Raw genomic sequence first — 16,262 nt, 5'->3', positions numbered from 1 at the left:
TAAAGAGTACTTTATCTTCATCTAAGCTTTTACGTATTGAATTAGTAAAGAAATTATATAGGACCGACTGACAAATTGCAAGAAGTTAGAGGTTGTAATAAACGACCAGCAGGGTAAGTACTCCTATTGTAAGAAGTCCACCGTGAAATAAGAAGAACTTGAGCCAGCTTTTTTCTACAGTTTCTGATGGCATCGGTTTCTCTTTCCAATCATCCATATAGTCCTTTTGCTTGGAGACCCGGTTCGTAAACCTTCTGAAACTATAAGTGATGGCATCAAAGAAACCGCCACGAATCACCCATAGTAGAATACCGACAAATAAATAAAAATAAGCGATATAAAAGAGTTGGTTGATGTAGTGGAATAGATCGTATACCGGAGCAAGTACTGCGAACAGCAGAGTTACTATTCCAACATTAAAGGTCAGCATCATCCACTTATTTCTCATTAAGTTCATAGCATTACACATCCCTTAATAAACTCTATGACAGTATATCACGTTTTCTTTATTGAGTGAATGGTGAATCATTAATAAACAGAAAATTCTGCATTAAATAAAAATTGCATGTCGTATGCAAGTGCTTTAACGTATGAATGTGTTGAATCAAATGTAGGGTGCTGGAGTCCTCTTTTTTTTATACATTTGACCTTATATTTAATAATTTTAAAACGAAAATTTTGTAAAATAAACTAGGTAAAAAGTCCCTTTTTATGTTACAGAAACGTAATAATGGCAGGATTCTCTAAAATTTGCATAAAAAAAGGTATCGCCAAATAGTTAGAAAACTTGTATAATTCGATATGTGGCCGCTAAGCCACGACAAATTTCAGAAAATTTTTAGGGGAGGTCATTTTCAAACATGAAAAAGACAAATTGGCTACTGCTAGTACTAGCACTAGTACTAAGCATGTTCCTAGCTGCATGTTCCGGCGGCGGAGACGAAGGCACTAGCTCCGAAGGCGAAGGAAGCAGCGATGGGGGAGAAAAGAAAGAAGAAAAAGCAGATTCACAAGATAGTGAACAAGTACTTAACATTATGGATTCAGCAGAAATCCCGACAATGGATTCATCTCTTGCGACGGATGCTGTTGCATTCCAATTCCTTGGTTCCACAATGGACGGGCTTTATCGTCTAGGTGAGAACGGAGAAGTTGAACCAGGTATTGCTAAAGAACATACTGTAAGTGAAGATGGCCTTACATGGACATTCACTCTACGTGAAGACGCTAAGTGGACAAACGGTGAAACTGTTACAGCTAACGACTTCGTTTATGCTTGGCAGCGCGCTGTAAATCCTGAAACTGGATCTGAGTACGGTCCATACATGATGGGTGGAGTTATCAAAAACGCTCAGTCTATCGCTGATGGTGATACACCAGTCGAAGAGCTAGGTGTTAAAGCTGTTGACGAGTATACATTTGAAGTAGTTCTTGAGAAACCAGTTCCTTACTTCAAGTCCCTTACTACTTTCGGTACATTCCTACCGTTGAACCAAAAGTTTGTTGAAGAGCAAGGCGACAAGTATGCTCTTGAAGCAGACACTCTAGTTTACAACGGACCATTCAAGATGACTGAATGGAAACACGGTGAAGGCTGGACACTGGAAAAGAACGAAGATTACTGGGATGCTGAAGCAGTTAAGCTTGAGCAAATCAATGTTAAAGTTGTAAAAGACGTTGCTACAGGTGTGAACTTGTATGAAACTGGTGAAGTCGATCGTGCAGGTTTATCTGCAGAATTCGTTGACCAGTACCGTTCTTCTGATGATTTCCGTATCTTAGAAGAGCCTGTATTGTTCTACTTGAAGTTCAACCAAGAAGCTAACGAGATTCTTGCTAACGTAAAAGCTCGTAAAGCAATGCAAATGGTTATCGACCGTCAAAGCATGGTTGACGTTATCTTGAACAACGGTTCTATTCCATCTGGTGGAGATGTTCCTAAGAACTTCGTTTCCCACCCAGAAACTGGAGAAGACTTCCGTGATATCAATGGTATGCTAGTTGAGAAAAACGTTGAAGAAGCTAAGAAGCTTTGGAACGAAGCGAAGCAAGAAGTCGGACAAGACACAGTTGAGCTTGGCTACCTAGGTGGCGACAGTGAAACTGCTAAAAACCTTGATGCTTACTTGAAAGATCAGCTTGAGCAACTTGAAGGCTTGACTGTAAAAGTACAAGCTGTACCATTTAAAGAGCGTATCGACCGCGATAAGAAGATGGATTATGAAATCCAATTCGCTGGTTGGGGTCCTGACTACATCGATCCAAACACGTTCTTGAACATGTGGGTAACTGGTGGCGGAAATAACCACACTGGCTATTCCAGCGAAGAATATGACGCTTTGATCGAGAAAGCGAATACTGAATTTGCTAAAGATCCAGTGAAACGTTTCGAAACATTCCTAGAAGCAGAAAAAATGCTTATCGAACAAGATGCTGTTCTTGCACCTCTTTACCAGCGTGCAAAAGCACAACTTTGGAAGCCTTATGTTAAAGGCGTAATCGTGAACCCTATGGGTCCTGATTTCACTTACAAGCACGCTTATATCGAAGGCAAATAATAGTCGTTAGTCATTCTAACCACATATAAGCTAGCTAATAGGGGAGAGAGTATATGTCCGAGTTGGCGTATACTCTCTTTTTCCCTGTAAACAAATTTTTCAAAGTATAGACAAATTTCTGTCAATTCCATTATGATAGAGATGCAGGTTTCAAAATTATAGGAGGTGTTGTTATGACACGTTATATACTTCAACGTTTAGGCTACATGATTATAACGATGTTCTTGATTGCTACCTTTACGTTCTTCTTGATGAAGTTCTTACCAGGAACTCCCCTAAGTGCTGCAGATAAATTGTCAGAAGAACAGCAGGCGGTAGTGTTAGAAAAGTATGGATTGAATGATCCAGTTCCAGTTCAATACTTCAACTATATGGTCAATCTAACTCAAGGTGACTTGGGTATTTCATTCCAATTCGACAACAGAGAAGTTACAACCATCATTTTGGAAAGAATCGGTCCTTCCATGACATTAGGTTTTCAAGCAATGGTAATAGGGACAATTTTGGGAATGTTATTAGGCTTAATTTCAGCCATATATCATAACGGCTTCCTGGATTACGGTTCTACATTCATCGCAGTAGTCGGTAAATCTATTCCGTCCTTCGTATTCGCAGGTATTTTACAATACTTCGTCGGGGTAAAGTTAGGCTGGTTCCCAGTTGCCCTGTGGGAAGGCTGGGAGTATACGGTATTACCAACGGTTGCGTTGGCCATCTTCCCAATTGCAATTGCAGCCCGCTTTATGAGAACAGAAATGTTGGAAGTTTTAGGGTCTGACTATATTACGACGGCACGTGCAAAAGGTGTCAACAAATTCGGAGTCGTTTTCAAACACGGATTGCGTAATGCGTTGATTCCATTGATCACTGTACTCGGTCCATTAGCAATCGGCTTGATGACAGGTACGCTGGTTATTGAAAATATCTTTGCCGTTCCAGGGATAGGTGAACAGTTCGTAAAAGCGATTAACACCAATGATTTTCCAATCATCATGGGAACTACGTTACTAATCGCATTCCTTTTCATCTTCATCATCCTGGTCATTGACCTTCTATACGGAGTCATTGATCCAAGAATTCGACTAGCTGAAGGAGAGTAGTAACAAATGGAAAATCACAAACCGTCAAAAGATTTGTTCGTTCCAGTAGAGCGGACAGACAATGATAGCGAAAAAATAAATCGCCCGAGTCTTTCTTTCTGGCAGGACTCTTTCATCCGTCTGCGTAAAAACGTAGGTGCGATGATAGGCTTGTTCGTATTGATTGCATTAGGGGTTATGGCAATTTTCGGACCTTATATGAATTCATACGGTGAATTTGAACAGGATTTATCCAGAGCCAAAATGCCACCAAAAGTTGAGGGCTTAGGCTGGCTTGGAATGGATGGAACACTTTCTTCTGTCCAAACCGCTGATACATTGGAAAAAGCTGAACAAAAAGCTTACATGCGTTTTAATAATCAAGAAGAGTTCATTACTCTGCAAACATTGAATGATGGTTCTAATGGTCAACCGGCAGAAGTGGAAGCTGAATACGACGTGTATGCAGCTAAAGGTATGGAAGACCAATCGTTCTGGTTTGGTACAGACGGACTGGGGCGTGACCTGTGGACACGTACTTGGATGGGGACTCGTATTTCCCTATACATCGCTTTATTGGCTGCAACTATTGATATGATCATCGGTGTAGCCTATGGTGGAATCTCCGCTTATTACGGTGGAAGAGTCGATAACTACATGCAGCGTATCATTGAAATTTTAGTAGGTATCCCGAACTTGGTCATAGTAATCTTGATGATTTTGATACTAGAGCCCGGAATATTATCAATTACGATAGCGTTGACGATAACCGGCTGGATATCGATGGCGAGGATTGTCAGGGGACAAGTGTTGAAGCTGAAGAACCAAGAATTCGTGCTGGCATCTCGGACATTGGGTTCAAAAGACAATCGCATTTTACGGAAACACTTAGTGCCTAACGTGTTAGGGTTAATTATCATCAATACGATGTTCACTATCCCTGCTGCGATATTCTTTGAAGCATTCTTGAGTTTCATCGGATTAGGTTTGCCGACACCAATCGCGTCATTAGGTACGCTGATTGATGATGGATTCAAGTCATTGCAGATCTATCCACACATTTTATTATTCCCGGCAATTGTAATTTCTCTAATCATGATTGCTTTTAACGTCTTAGCAGATGGTCTTCGTGATGCATTCGATCCGAAGATGCGTGAATAGGAGGTAGGTGTACAAAATGGACAAACTTCTAGATGTTAAAAACTTACACGTTTCATTTGACACCTACGGCGGTGAAGTCAAAGCTGTACGTGGGGTCAATTTCGATTTGAAAAAAGGGGAAACTCTTGCAATTGTAGGAGAGTCAGGTTCCGGTAAATCGGTAACTACGAAAGCTCTCATGCAGTTGATACCGAAGCCGCCTGGTCGAATCAAAGAAGGAGAAATCCTTTTTGAGGGAAGAGACCTGGCAAAAATGAATGAAAAACAAATGCAGAAAATCCGAGGAAAAGAGATTTCAATGATCTTCCAGGATCCTATGACTTCTCTTAACCCTACCATGAAAGTCGGAAACCAAATCATGGAGGGTCTTATTAAGCACCAAAAGATGAATAAATCACAGGCTCGCAAGCGCGTAGTAGAACTGCTTGATCTTGTAGGTATCCCTGATCCAGAAAACCGGATGAAACAATATCCGCACCAATTTTCAGGCGGGATGAGACAACGTGTCGTCGTAGCGATTGCCCTGGCTTGTAATCCAAAGCTGTTGATTGCCGACGAGCCAACGACTGCACTGGATGTAACCATTCAAGCGCAGATTTTGGAGCTTATGAAAGATATCCAGAAAAAGACGGATTCCGCAACAATCTTCATCACGCACGATTTAGGTGTGGTTGCAAATGTTGCAGACCGTGTAGCTGTTATGTATGCAGGTAAAATTGTTGAAATCGGAACAGTCGATGATATTTTTTATAACCCGAAACATCCTTACACATGGGGACTTTTAGGTTCTATGCCGTCTCTTGATAGTGCTGATGAAGAGTTATATGCTATTCCAGGCTCACCACCAGATCTATTGGATCCTCCTAAAGGAGATGCTTTTGCAGCGCGTAACGAATATGCACTTCAAATCGATCTGGAGCAAGAGCCTCCAATGTTCAAGGTTTCAGACACACATTATGCGGCAACTTGGTTGCTTCATGAGCATGCACCTGACATTGAACCGCCTGCATCCATCAAAAAACGTATGGAGGGTATGGCGAATACATCCAGCGAGTCGAAAGGTGAGCGTGTATGAGTCAAGAAAAGCTTTTAGAAATCAAAAATCTTAAACAACATTTTAAAACTGGCCGCCATAGTGTTGTCAAAGCGGTTGACGGTCTGAATTTCGATATCTACAAAGGGGAAACATTCGGTCTCGTTGGAGAATCCGGCTGTGGAAAATCTACGACAGGTCGTACGATCATTCGTTTGTATGATGCGACAGACGGCGAAGTCCTCTTTAATGGAGAAAATGTACACGGCAAAAAGAACCGTGATCAAATGAAAAAATTCAACCGTGAAATGCAAATGATATTCCAAGATCCTTATGCTTCTCTTAACCCTCGTATGAAGGTTGAAGATATCATTGCAGAAGGAATGGATATCCACGGTCTAGCCGGCTCAGATAAAGAGCGTAAGGCCAAAGTACATGAATTGTTAGAAACAGTCGGTTTGAACAAAGAACATGCGAACCGTTACCCACACGAATTTAGTGGAGGGCAGCGTCAGCGTATCGGAATTGCACGTGCTCTTGCTGTTGATCCAAGTTTCGTCATTGCCGACGAACCGATCTCAGCTTTGGACGTATCTATCCAAGCGCAGGTAGTAAACTTACTGAAGAAATTACAGGAAGAGAAAGGATTGACCTATCTCTTCATCGCCCACGATCTTTCAATGGTTAAATATATCAGTGATCGAATCGGCGTTATGTACTTTGGTAAAATGGTGGAATTGGCGGATGCGGATGATTTATACAATCACCCGATTCATCCATATACGCAGTCGTTATTATCTGCAATTCCACTTCCGGACCCTGATTATGAACGTTCGCGTGAGCGTTTCACATATGACCCTAGTCAACATGATACTAGTGAAGAGCCTGAGTTCAGAGAAGTACGACCAGGTCACTGGGTTCTTTGCACGACAAAGGAATTCGAACATTATAAAAGAGAGCATGGCGTGAAAAATTAAGCTCACAATAAAGAGGAAGACCTTGCTTATGAAAAGCAAGGTCTTTTCTTTATGGTACGTGCGGAGAATATCATTTTCATGAAGTTGATGTGTTAAATGTGCGTTTTCAATGCAATCTAATAAATGATTCGTAGAAAAGTGGATATACGGACACACTCTTATGGTATTAAGCCCCGAAACAAATATTCATGGGCAATTGGTAACAATATGCAATGATAAAGGAAAAATTTGTTGATAAACCTATGATAAAAAATCACCGTCTTATATAATAGAGATTAGAAAAAATGAATGGGAGTAGGATGTAGATGGGGAAAAGACAACTATGGATAGCGGTATTCGCAAGTTTCCTTTTGATTGCTGCAGCATTTCCTGATAATGATGTAAGAGCAGAAGGAGAAAAAAGCACAAAGCAAATTCAAATGCTTTCAAAAAAACAAAGCGGTATAAAAAAACTGGAAGTGCCAAATCCTGCGGCTCGTTTTGTTTACGACACAGGCTTGAATTTTGAATACCCGGACGCGGTCAGAGGAATTTATGTTACAGGTCCATCTGCCGGCGGTAAGAAAATGGCTGAACTGACAAAACTTGTGGAAGACACAGATTTGAATGCTATGGTCATTGACGTGAAAGAGGATCATGGGAACCTTACATTCAAACCTGAAGAAGGATCTAAATATGAGGACATTTCCGAGTCGTACATAAAAGACCCAAGGGAAATGCTTGAAACATTAGAGGAAAAAGGAATATATCCTATAGCAAGGGTGGTCGTATTCAAGGACTCCCTATTAGCTGAAAAAAGACCGGACCTGTCGTACACAGAAAACGGCAAAGTTTGGGTCAATGGACGCGGAGAAGCTTTTGTGAATCCTTTCATGAAGGAAGTGTGGGACTATAACCTTGAAATCGCTAAAATGGCTGCAGAACTTGGATTCCAGGAAATTCAGTTCGACTATGTGCGATTCCCTGAAGGCTTCGGCAATAGAGACGAAATTCTGCAATATGGTCAAGGAGATTACGCAGACCTTGAACTCGAAAATGTACAAAAACGAGTGAAGGCAGTGACTGATTTCGTTGCCTATGCCAGAAAAGGGTTAGAGAAGTACGATGTGGATGTATCCGTTGATATCTTCGGTTATTCTGCCACGATTCCGGAAGCTCCGAATATCGGTCAAAACTTCTCTAAAATATCGAGCAATGTGGATGTCATATCATCAATGATTTATCCAAGCCACTGGGGGCCATACTTCGGTATATCGAAGCCCGATGCTGAACCTTACCGTTTAGTGAGTGAATATGCAAAAGTGGAAAATGAGGTACTTGGCAAACTGGAGAACAAACCGACATCAAGACCTTGGCTGCAAGATTTTGAAGCTCCTTGGTTGTATTCCGGTCCGACTAAACAATATGGTAAGGCGGAAGTGGAAACACAGATCAAAGCGCTGCAAGAGAATGGAATCCATGAATACTTACTTTGGAATGCTGGAAACAATTATACGCCGAATGTCGACTATACACCTATGAATTAAGAAACGAACGTGGCGGTTTAGACCGCCACGTTTTGTTTATTTTACAAGAAGTAAGGGAAGATATAACTATAGAAAAATTTCTGACGATTTAACAAAATAACCAATATTAGGTATAATAGAAAGTACTAAAGAAGAGGGAGTAGATCAATGTCAATGAATTGGTATGAGAAGTTGAATGAATACTTTCCTGTAGAGGAAATGAAATCAAAAGAGCATATGGAAGCGCTTCTTAAAGAGAAGAGTCATCTTTACTATAAAGATGAAGGAGAAAACCATGTTCTTATGTATGCAGAATTTCCTACATTCATTTTTATCGACTACGTTTATGTGTCCTCTGCGGCCAGAGGTCAGGGGCTTGGTCATAAATTGATCGAGAAGATGAAGGCGAAGGGCAAACCGATTATTTTGGAAGTCGAGCCGGTAGACTATGAAGAAACGGATACAGAAAAACGCCTTCGCTTTTATCAACGCGAAGGATTTAAGCATGCACAATCAATTGGATATACCAGACGATCGTTAGCAACCAATGAGATTAACCAGATGGAGATTTTATACTGGTCCCCGGAAGACGCTTCAGAAGAACAGATTTATGAACAGATGAAGGAAATGTATAAAGAAATCCATACTTATAAAGATGAAGAGTTTTATGGTGCATCATACCAGCCGGTTGAAGAAGTTTTATCACTTGAAGAAGACCGCGACACAGAAAACATCATAGATGCATTAGACAAGCAAAAAAATTAACCGTTTCATACCCACCTGTAAAATGGTGGGTATTTTCAATGAAAAGTATAAACTGAAAATCAAAAAAATATTGTTTTTAGGTTTAGTCATGAACTTCACGTGGTATTGTATTAGGTATCGAGCACAGCCTTTCAATTTCAAGGTTATGACATACCAAATATAGATATTGCTTGACAAGTGTGTTATAGTGAAATCAAGACTAGATTATAGTCATTTTAAAGTAATAAGAGATAAAAAATCATTACTATAAAAATATTGAGGAGTGAAGTTTCTTTATGGTCACACTTTATACCTCACCAAGTTGTACATCATGCCGCAAAGCTAAAGCATGGCTGGAGGAGCACAACATAGCATACACAGAACGGAATATTTTTTCTGAAGCTTTGACTTTAGATGAAATCAAAGAAATTCTTCGAATGACTGAAGATGGAACGGAAGAAATCATTTCTACACGTTCAAAAGTATTCCAAAAGCTTAAAGTGGATTTCGATCAGCTTCCGATGCAGGAGCTATTCGATCTGATTCAAGAAAATCCAGGTCTCTTGCGTCGTCCGATCATCATTGATGACAAACGTCTGCAGGTGGGGTACAACGAAGATGAAATTCGTCGTTTCTTGCCACGAAGTGTTCGTACGTACCAATTGAAAGAAGCGCAACGCCTAGTTAACTAATGAGAAAGGCTGTGGAATCACATAGGTGAACCACAGCTTTTTTTATGTTTTCAATTTTCTCTTATTGAGGATATAGCCTAAGAGCACGACGAACATAACGGAGAATAAAGGCAGCCAATGGTTGATTTTTGGAAACTCATAAAGGAAATGCAGTACATAGCTGTCTTCAGTAATCATTTCAGCTGCTGTGTAAGCAAGCAGTCCAGCTCCGAAATAAATAAGCAGTGGGAATCGATCCATTAACATGAGGATAAAACGGCTTCCCCAGACAATAATAGGAACAGACACTAATAAACCGATGATCACCAAAACAATGTTATTATGCGATGCTCCCGCAATTGCAAGGACATTATCGAACCCCATTACGATATCAGCGAAGACTATGGTTTTCACTGCAGCGATGAGGCTGTCACCCGGGGTAATATGCTGATCTTCGCCTGTGTCTAACAGCAGTTTCAATGCAATGAAAAACAAAAGTATGCCACCAATGAGTTGAAGAAAAGGAATTTGCAGCATATACAAAGCTACGGTGGTTAATAAAATTCTTGCTACGATCGCTAAACCTGTCCCGAATAATATCGCTTTATTCCTTTGTTCTTCAGGAAGATTGCGACTAGCTAATGCAATGACAACGGCGTTGTCACCACCTAAAATGATATCAATGCTGATGATGATAAGGATCGGCTCAAGCATGTCCCATGTCATATAATATTTCACCTTCTTTCTAGTGACAAACCTTTTTTTTTAAGCTAAAATGGGAACTCAACAAAGGTTTATGTACCTGTTTTTCTGGGGCATTCCTGCTTTAACAGGGTCAAATGCTGAATTAAAGCAATTTGTTTTCCATTTGGCTTAGACTATCATACAATAGAAGTACATCAACCCTTAATACTACGCATCAGGATGGTTGAAGCTTTGGCCTAACGGGTAAGGTTCATATAAGCAGCTAAAAGGGTGAGTGTTCCCTTCCCCCTTAAAACATATTAAGAAGGGAGAGAGATGTATGGAAATCGAACGCATTAATGAAAACACAGTTAAATTTTATGTTTCTTATCAGGATGTAGAACAACGTGGTTTCGACCGCGAAGAGATTTGGTATAACCGTGAACGAAGCGAACAACTATTTTGGGAAATGATGGATGAAGTGAATGATCAAGAAAACTTTCATGCCGATGGACCACTTTGGATCCAAGTCCAGGCTATGGACAAAGGTTTGGAAGTGATCGTTACAAAAGCACAAGTTTCTCAAGACGGTCAAAAGCTTGAACTTCCTGAAGATGGTAAATCACTTGATGTACCTGTAGATGAAAAGCTGGAATCTTTGCTGGATGATAAATTCAACCAGGCTCATTCCAATTCTACGGATGAAGATGACGACTCTGAAAGCGATGATACGTCTGATGAACCGCTGGCATTCACACTGAAATTCAAGGAATTTGAAGATGTGATCCAGTTAAGCCACTACTTGTCTTACGATGAAGGTATGCTACAGCGTTTATTCCATTTTGAAGATAACTACTATTTATATATTCAATTCACTGATGAAAATATGAGTGATGATGAACAAGAAAATATTCTCAGTCAACTAATGGAGTACGGACACGAGTCCCCTGTGACCATTCATCGCTTGGAGGAGTATGGTAAGGCCATATTTGATGAGCGAGCGCTGATGGCAGTCAAAGAATATTTTCCAGTTGATTAATCAATGTCACAAGCACACATCTGTGTGCTTATTTTTTGTTTTAGAAGGAAAAAAGTGGTTTTTGTCGAATGTTGTTTAGGGGAGGTGGTGCCGTGTTATGTGCACTGAATCATCAAGGGAAGCTTATTTCTTTATATTCCTACACATTGGAAGCCCTTGAAAAGAAAAGAGATGAGCCTTATTTTTGTCCAATTTGTAATGAGCGACTTCAAGTCCGTGTAGGGAAAAAAGTCATTCCACACTTCGCCCACTATCCTAAAAGTAATTGTTCTCAGAGTCGAGGTGAAACATGGGAACATGAAAAAGGTAAGCTGCTTCTCTTTCAATGGTTGAAAAGGCAGGGATATAGTGTTCGAATGGAACACTACTTGAAAGAAATCCAGCAGAGACCTGATATTTATTTGGAGATTAACCAAAAACGAATGGCGATTGAGTATCAATGCTCCACTATACCAATACGTCAGGTTGAATCCCGCACTGAGTCATACAAGGCTTCTGGAATCCATCCACTTTGGGTCCTCGGAATGAAACACTTCAATCCTAAAACCTCTACATCAATGCCTATGAATTCTTTCCTCCGCACATTTTTATATTACTTCCAGGACCACTACCTTCTCTATTTTTTCGACACAAATACAAATCGCATGAAAATAGCCTCTAATCTTCATTCCTTAACTCCATCCTATACTACCACTTACCTTCATGACCGTTCCCTGAAGAACCTTCGGCTTCCTGACCTTTTCTCTTTTAAGAAAATTCCCTTTGTGAATTCTAATTGGCGGTATTGGGAAAAGCTAATGTATACACATAGAACTCAGTACCGTGCTCACGTAAATGCAGAAGAACGAGAGTTTCGTCAATTCCTGTATTTAAAAGGCCTCCATTTTTCATTGATTCCATCGATTTGCTTTATCCCTCTACCCGGACAAATAACAAGCGAACAGCCTCTTTACAATTGGCAGACGAAGCTTTTGGTAAATCATTTTCTAGATGCTGATGTTGGTGAGACGGTGCGTTTGAATGCAGTTTACAATCGTCCGACAATCAATGGTTTTAAGCCGGATCTTGTCTCTGATTACTTGAAAATCCTGAGTGAACTTAGGTATGTCCGCAGAAATAGTCATAATGAATGGGTGAAGCTGAAACATGTCGGTTTTTATAATAATTCAGAAGAAGCTATCAAAAATGATAAAATGTTATTAAATATTTTAAAAAAATGAGTGGTTTTTACTTCCAATGCAGGGATTTAATATTAAGTCGAGAATTTTCATAGAGGAAGATTTTTTAAGGAGGATGTTTTATGGCACCTAACAAAGAGCTACCTAAAAGAGAAGAAGTACCAGTAGAAAAAACGTGGGATTTGGAAGCGGTTTTTGCTACTGACGAAGAATGGTATCAAGAGTTCAAGGAAACAGAAAAGCTGTTGCCTGAATTGGAAAAATATCAGGGGACGCTTGGACAATCAGCGGAGCAACTATATGAATTATTAGATTTCCAGGATAAAATCTCGAATAAAATAGGGCTGTTATATACATACGCCCACATGCGGAACGATCAGGACACGACAAACTCTTATTATCAGGAAATGAATGCTAAAGCAGAAAACCTATATACGAAAATTGCTTCTGCGATGAGTTTTATCGTCCCGGAAATATTAAAACTACCTGAGGAAAAGATTCACGAATTCATTGAGTCATACGAGCCTTTGAAGTTGTATAAGCACACTTTGGACCAGATCGATCGTCAAAGAGCCCATGTCCTTAGTGAAAAAGAAGAGAAGCTGCTGGCTGGTTTTTCAGAGATCGGGGCAAATCCTTCACAGACGTTCGGGGCCTTGAATAATGCGGACCTCACATTCCCAACCATCAAAAATGAAGATGGAGAGGAAGTGGATTTGACGCACGGACGTTACGTCGGATTTTTGAAGTCTGATGACAGGGAAGTTCGAAAGTCAGCATTCAATGCGATGTATGATACGTTTGGTTCTTTTAAAAATACTTTCGCTTCTACTCTGAGTGGACACGTAAAGAAAAACAATTTCAACGCATCAGTAAGAAATTATGACCGTGCCCGTCAGGCGAAGTTGGACAGCAACAATATCCCTGAAACGGTATATGATAACTTGGTTGAAGCTGTCAATGAGCGACTTCCACTGCTTCATCGTTATATAGAGCTGAGGAAGGAAGTTCTTGGGTTAGACGAAGTTCATATGTATGATATATACACTCCTCTTGTCAAAGATGCAGAAATGGAAATTTCTTATGACGAAGCGAAAGAACTGGTTTTGGAGTCATTGTCTCCATTGGGTGAAGATTATGTAGATACAGTAAAAGAAGGTTTTGAAAACCGCTGGATCGATGTAGAAGAGAACAAAGGGAAGCGGAGTGGTGCCTATTCTTCCGGCCATTATGGGACTAACCCATACATTCTGATGAACTGGCAGGATAACGTAAATAATTTGTTCACGTTAGCTCATGAACTAGGGCATTCCATGCACAGCTATTATACACACCAAAACCAGCCTTACCGCTATGGGAACTACTCCATCTTCGTGGCTGAAGTAGCTTCTACTTGTAACGAAGCATTATTGAATGATTACATGTTGAAAAAGACTGAAAGTGACAAAGAAAAGCTTTACTTGTTGAACAACTTCCTGGAAGGTTTTAGAGGCACAGTTTTCCGTCAGACGATGTTTGCTGAATTTGAGCATGAAATCCATATTCAGGCTCAGAACGGAGAAGCTTTGACAGCGGATAAGCTTACGGAAATCTATTATGATTTGAACAAGAAATATTTTGGAGAGAACATTGTGATTGATGAAAAGATTGGCTTGGAGTGGGCCAGAATTCCGCACTTCTACATGGGATACTATGTATACCAATATTCTACCGGGTATGCAGCTGCTACTGCACTGGCGGACCAGATCCTGACAGAAGGTGATGCAGCGGTCGATCGGTATAAAAACTTCTTGAAAGCAGGGAGCAGTGACTACCCGATCGAGGTGCTGAAGCGCGCGGGTGTCGATATGACCTCAAAAGATCCAATTAACGCAGCCCTTGATGTATTCGAAGAAAAGCTGAAAGAAATGGAAGATCTGCTGAAATAAAGAAAAAGCCGACGTGATCATTCACGTCGGCTTTTAAAATCCTCGGAATGTTTTCCGATGAGAAAAAATAGCGATTGTCATATAAATGACCGCAAACAGCAGGGGTGAGGTGATATACAAGGGGTATAACCTCATCAAAGCGAAAAGATGAAACAAACCGATAATTAAAATCAGAAGGGCACAAACCAGGAGCATCAATCGCTTCATCGGACATTCCTCCTCTATTTTCATGTTTATGAGAGGAAGAAAGAAAAATTCCTGTGAGTCCAACTAATCAAAATCGCTCAATAACCGCTTCCCCTTGAGCATATATCCCTTAACTAGTTCTGGCTGATTATTAAAGTCATTAAAAAACCTCCCTATGATAAGGGAGGAGGAGTTGTCAGTCTAAATATTCCCAAAAGGCACCGTGTTTAACTGGGATTTCTCTTGCTTTTTGACGCAGTACGAGTTTTTTCATTTCGCTTTTCGCTTTTTGTTCGCTCCAGTCATATACAACTGCAACCTCTTTATTGGCTACGAAGCGATAATGTTTCAAAAAGTCTTCCAGCTCAGGCTTAATTGCAGGCTTGGGATCTTTTTCCAACATCTCTTTCAAGACTTTCACATACACCTCATAAGAATAAAGGCCTGTGATCTTCAAGCCTGCATCCTCTTCTGATTCATTGAATAGTACAATGGTAGGTGTTGTGTCTACTTCCATTTCATGAGTCAGCTTCAAGTCGCAGCGTAAAGCTTTACGTGCGGCTTCAGAATGTAAGTCCCGTTTGAATTCTTCGACATCCAAGCGGCTTTTTTGGGCGCATTCAATGAGGACTTCTTCATCTGAAATGTTCTGTTTTTCTAAGAAGACATATTCTTGTACTTTACGCAGGAAGCGCATGCCTGCTTTTTTCCCTTGCAACTCGGCTGCTTTTACGGCAAGTGACGTAGCAAGCGGAGAAGAAATAGGGTTTTCAAGCCAAACGTCCCCATCGCAGCACATGCCGGTTCTTGAACCTGTTTTATCCCAGGCTTCTTTCAAATTTTCCGGTTTTTTCACTTTATTCTGGTGTAAAGAAGCTAAATTTCCACTGATGATCGGACGAAGAGTGAAAAAGCGTCCATATTCGATTGTGAGCTTTTTTAAGAAAGGTTCAAGCGACCAGCATTCAGGACAAAGTGGATCTATGAAAACATAGATTTCAATGGGGCGCTTCAATAAATTGAAAAACCCGCTGGCTGTACCTTCTGTTTCTTTATTGCTGCTCAGGCTGTTCCAACTCACATCGATTCTCCTTTCTCATCGTCTGGTGTATTCATCATATGGTTCGCTGTCATGGTAAGTCTTTCGAACATATAGGATCGGTACGGCTCTTCAATACCTGTCTCACTTAAAGCTCCTGACATACAAGATAACCATGCGTCCCGGCGTGTAGGAGTAATTTTGAATGGCAGGTGTCGAGCTCGTAACATCGGGTGGCCGTGTTCTTCAATATACAATGCAGGACCACCGAAGAATTGAGTCAAAAATTGTTTTTGTTTCCGGATCGTTTCACTCAAGTCGTCTGGAAATATGGGAATCAAATCCGGGTGTTTGCTTACCCTTTTATAAAAAGCTTCTACAAGTTCATCTATTTTTTCTTTTCCGATTGCATCGAAAATCGTGTTCGGTGGTTGTTGCATAAAATCCCTTCCTATCTGTTCATTCATTTTAGCAATGGGA

At 40.5% G+C, this 16,262-nt stretch carries 16 protein-coding genes and 1 other annotated feature (1 of these 17 cut by a window edge); of the genes, 11 read left to right on the top strand and 5 right to left on the bottom strand.

What is annotated here, in order from left to right:
• Positions 1-33 (bottom strand) — a binding site (T-box leader) (it extends 168 nt beyond the left edge of the window).
• A 52-nt stretch (positions 34-85) separates the two neighbouring features.
• On the bottom strand, positions 86-457 hold the full coding sequence (locus LCL89_RS07030; protein ID WP_224809107.1) for a DUF3899 domain-containing protein: 372 nt from the start codon (positions 455-457) through the stop codon (positions 86-88).
• Positions 458-860: 403 nt separating this feature from the next.
• Here LCL89_RS07030 and LCL89_RS07025 point away from each other — a divergent pair, with 403 nt between their 5' ends.
• From LCL89_RS07025 to spxA, 8 genes are all read left to right on the top strand, one after another.
• Positions 861-2,558, top strand: a complete 1,698-nt coding sequence (locus tag LCL89_RS07025; protein WP_224809105.1) for a peptide ABC transporter substrate-binding protein — start codon at positions 861-863, stop codon at positions 2,556-2,558.
• A 173-nt stretch (positions 2,559-2,731) separates the two neighbouring features.
• Positions 2,732-3,658 carry an oligopeptide ABC transporter permease gene (gene opp3b, locus LCL89_RS07020; RefSeq protein ID WP_224809103.1) on the top strand — a complete coding sequence of 309 codons (927 nt, stop codon included), beginning with the start codon at positions 2,732-2,734 and terminating at the stop codon, positions 3,656-3,658.
• 6 nt (positions 3,659-3,664) lie between these two features.
• Positions 3,665-4,798 carry an oligopeptide ABC transporter permease gene (gene opp3C, locus LCL89_RS07015; protein WP_224809101.1) on the top strand — a complete coding sequence of 378 codons (1,134 nt, stop codon included), beginning with the start codon at positions 3,665-3,667 and terminating at the stop codon, positions 4,796-4,798.
• A 16-nt stretch (positions 4,799-4,814) separates the two neighbouring features.
• Complete coding sequence (locus LCL89_RS07010; RefSeq protein WP_197315438.1) at positions 4,815-5,873, top strand: ABC transporter ATP-binding protein; 1,059 nt, start codon at positions 4,815-4,817, stop codon at positions 5,871-5,873.
• Positions 5,870-6,808 (top strand): ABC transporter ATP-binding protein, encoded by a 939-nt coding sequence (locus LCL89_RS07005; RefSeq protein ID WP_197315439.1) that lies wholly within the window; start codon positions 5,870-5,872, stop codon positions 6,806-6,808. The genes LCL89_RS07010 and LCL89_RS07005 overlap by 4 nt, the downstream gene beginning before the upstream one ends.
• Before the next feature lie 305 nt (positions 6,809-7,113).
• Complete coding sequence (locus LCL89_RS07000) at positions 7,114-8,334, top strand: putative glycoside hydrolase (RefSeq protein WP_224809098.1); 1,221 nt, start codon at positions 7,114-7,116, stop codon at positions 8,332-8,334.
• Positions 8,335-8,487: 153 nt separating this feature from the next.
• Entirely contained in the window at positions 8,488-9,078 is a 591-nt protein-coding gene (locus LCL89_RS06995) for a GNAT family N-acetyltransferase (protein ID WP_197316775.1), read from the top strand.
• 275 nt (positions 9,079-9,353) lie between these two features.
• The gene (spxA, locus tag LCL89_RS06990) at positions 9,354-9,749 is read left to right on the top strand and encodes a transcriptional regulator SpxA (protein ID WP_197315441.1); all 396 of its coding nucleotides are present in this window, start codon (positions 9,354-9,356) and stop codon (positions 9,747-9,749) included.
• 42 nt (positions 9,750-9,791) lie between these two features.
• Here spxA and LCL89_RS06985 read toward each other — a convergent pair whose 3' ends face one another.
• Positions 9,792-10,454 carry a TerC family protein gene (locus LCL89_RS06985; protein ID WP_224809096.1) on the bottom strand — a complete coding sequence of 221 codons (663 nt, stop codon included), beginning with the start codon at positions 10,452-10,454 and terminating at the stop codon, positions 9,792-9,794.
• Between the two features lie 298 nt (positions 10,455-10,752).
• Between LCL89_RS06985 and mecA the strand changes: the two genes are divergently transcribed.
• The 3 genes from mecA to pepF all read left to right on the top strand — a co-directional run bounded on the left by mecA (position 10,753) and on the right by pepF (position 14,557).
• Positions 10,753-11,451, top strand: coding sequence for an adaptor protein MecA (gene mecA, locus LCL89_RS06980; RefSeq protein ID WP_197315443.1), 699 nt, complete (start codon positions 10,753-10,755; stop codon positions 11,449-11,451).
• A 92-nt stretch (positions 11,452-11,543) separates the two neighbouring features.
• Positions 11,544-12,671: a competence protein CoiA gene (locus tag LCL89_RS06975; RefSeq protein WP_224809094.1), complete on the top strand. Its 1,128-nt coding sequence runs from the start codon at positions 11,544-11,546 to the stop codon at positions 12,669-12,671.
• An 80-nt stretch (positions 12,672-12,751) separates the two neighbouring features.
• Positions 12,752-14,557: an oligoendopeptidase F gene (pepF, locus tag LCL89_RS06970; protein WP_224809093.1), complete on the top strand. Its 1,806-nt coding sequence runs from the start codon at positions 12,752-12,754 to the stop codon at positions 14,555-14,557.
• A gap of 33 nt (positions 14,558-14,590) precedes the next feature.
• Here pepF and LCL89_RS06965 read toward each other — a convergent pair whose 3' ends face one another.
• From LCL89_RS06965 to LCL89_RS06955, 3 genes are all read right to left on the bottom strand, one after another.
• Positions 14,591-14,764, bottom strand: a complete 174-nt coding sequence (locus LCL89_RS06965; RefSeq protein ID WP_224809082.1) for a hypothetical protein — start codon at positions 14,762-14,764, stop codon at positions 14,591-14,593.
• 175 nt (positions 14,765-14,939) lie between these two features.
• Positions 14,940-15,824, bottom strand: a complete 885-nt coding sequence (locus LCL89_RS06960) for a ClpXP adapter SpxH family protein (protein ID WP_318245605.1) — start codon at positions 15,822-15,824, stop codon at positions 14,940-14,942.
• Positions 15,821-16,222, bottom strand: coding sequence for a globin domain-containing protein (locus LCL89_RS06955; RefSeq protein WP_197315447.1), 402 nt, complete (start codon positions 16,220-16,222; stop codon positions 15,821-15,823). The genes LCL89_RS06960 and LCL89_RS06955 overlap by 4 nt, the downstream gene beginning before the upstream one ends.
• Between the last annotated feature and the right edge of the window lie 40 nt (positions 16,223-16,262).

It is taken from the genome of Halobacillus yeomjeoni, assembly GCF_020171525.1.
Taxonomy (GTDB): domain Bacteria; phylum Bacillota; class Bacilli; order Bacillales; family Halobacillaceae; genus Halobacillus; species Halobacillus yeomjeoni.
This window is presented reverse-complemented; position numbering and strand designations above follow the sequence as displayed.

Bases quoted from the DNA above. Each gene is read 5' to 3' on its own strand.
- opp3b (WP_224809103.1), top strand. From the start codon at position 2,732: ATGACACGTTATATACTTCAACGTTTAGGCTACATGATTATAACGATG.
- LCL89_RS06965 (WP_224809082.1), bottom strand. From the start codon at position 14,764: ATGAAGCGATTGATGCTCCTGGTTTGTGCCCTTCTGATTTTAATTATC.
- spxA (WP_197315441.1), top strand. From the start codon at position 9,354: ATGGTCACACTTTATACCTCACCAAGTTGTACATCATGCCGCAAAGCT.
- LCL89_RS07030 (WP_224809107.1), bottom strand. From the start codon at position 457: ATGAACTTAATGAGAAATAAGTGGATGATGCTGACCTTTAATGTTGGA.
- LCL89_RS07005 (WP_197315439.1), top strand. From the start codon at position 5,870: ATGAGTCAAGAAAAGCTTTTAGAAATCAAAAATCTTAAACAACATTTT.
- LCL89_RS07000 (WP_224809098.1), top strand. From the start codon at position 7,114: ATGGGGAAAAGACAACTATGGATAGCGGTATTCGCAAGTTTCCTTTTG.
- LCL89_RS07025 (WP_224809105.1), top strand. From the start codon at position 861: ATGAAAAAGACAAATTGGCTACTGCTAGTACTAGCACTAGTACTAAGC.
- LCL89_RS06955 (WP_197315447.1), bottom strand. From the start codon at position 16,222: ATGCAACAACCACCGAACACGATTTTCGATGCAATCGGAAAAGAAAAA.
- mecA (WP_197315443.1), top strand. From the start codon at position 10,753: ATGGAAATCGAACGCATTAATGAAAACACAGTTAAATTTTATGTTTCT.
- opp3C (WP_224809101.1), top strand. From the start codon at position 3,665: ATGGAAAATCACAAACCGTCAAAAGATTTGTTCGTTCCAGTAGAGCGG.
- LCL89_RS06985 (WP_224809096.1), bottom strand. From the start codon at position 10,454: ATGACATGGGACATGCTTGAGCCGATCCTTATCATCATCAGCATTGAT.
- pepF (WP_224809093.1), top strand. From the start codon at position 12,752: ATGGCACCTAACAAAGAGCTACCTAAAAGAGAAGAAGTACCAGTAGAA.
- LCL89_RS06995 (WP_197316775.1), top strand. From the start codon at position 8,488: ATGAATTGGTATGAGAAGTTGAATGAATACTTTCCTGTAGAGGAAATG.
- LCL89_RS07010 (WP_197315438.1), top strand. From the start codon at position 4,815: ATGGACAAACTTCTAGATGTTAAAAACTTACACGTTTCATTTGACACC.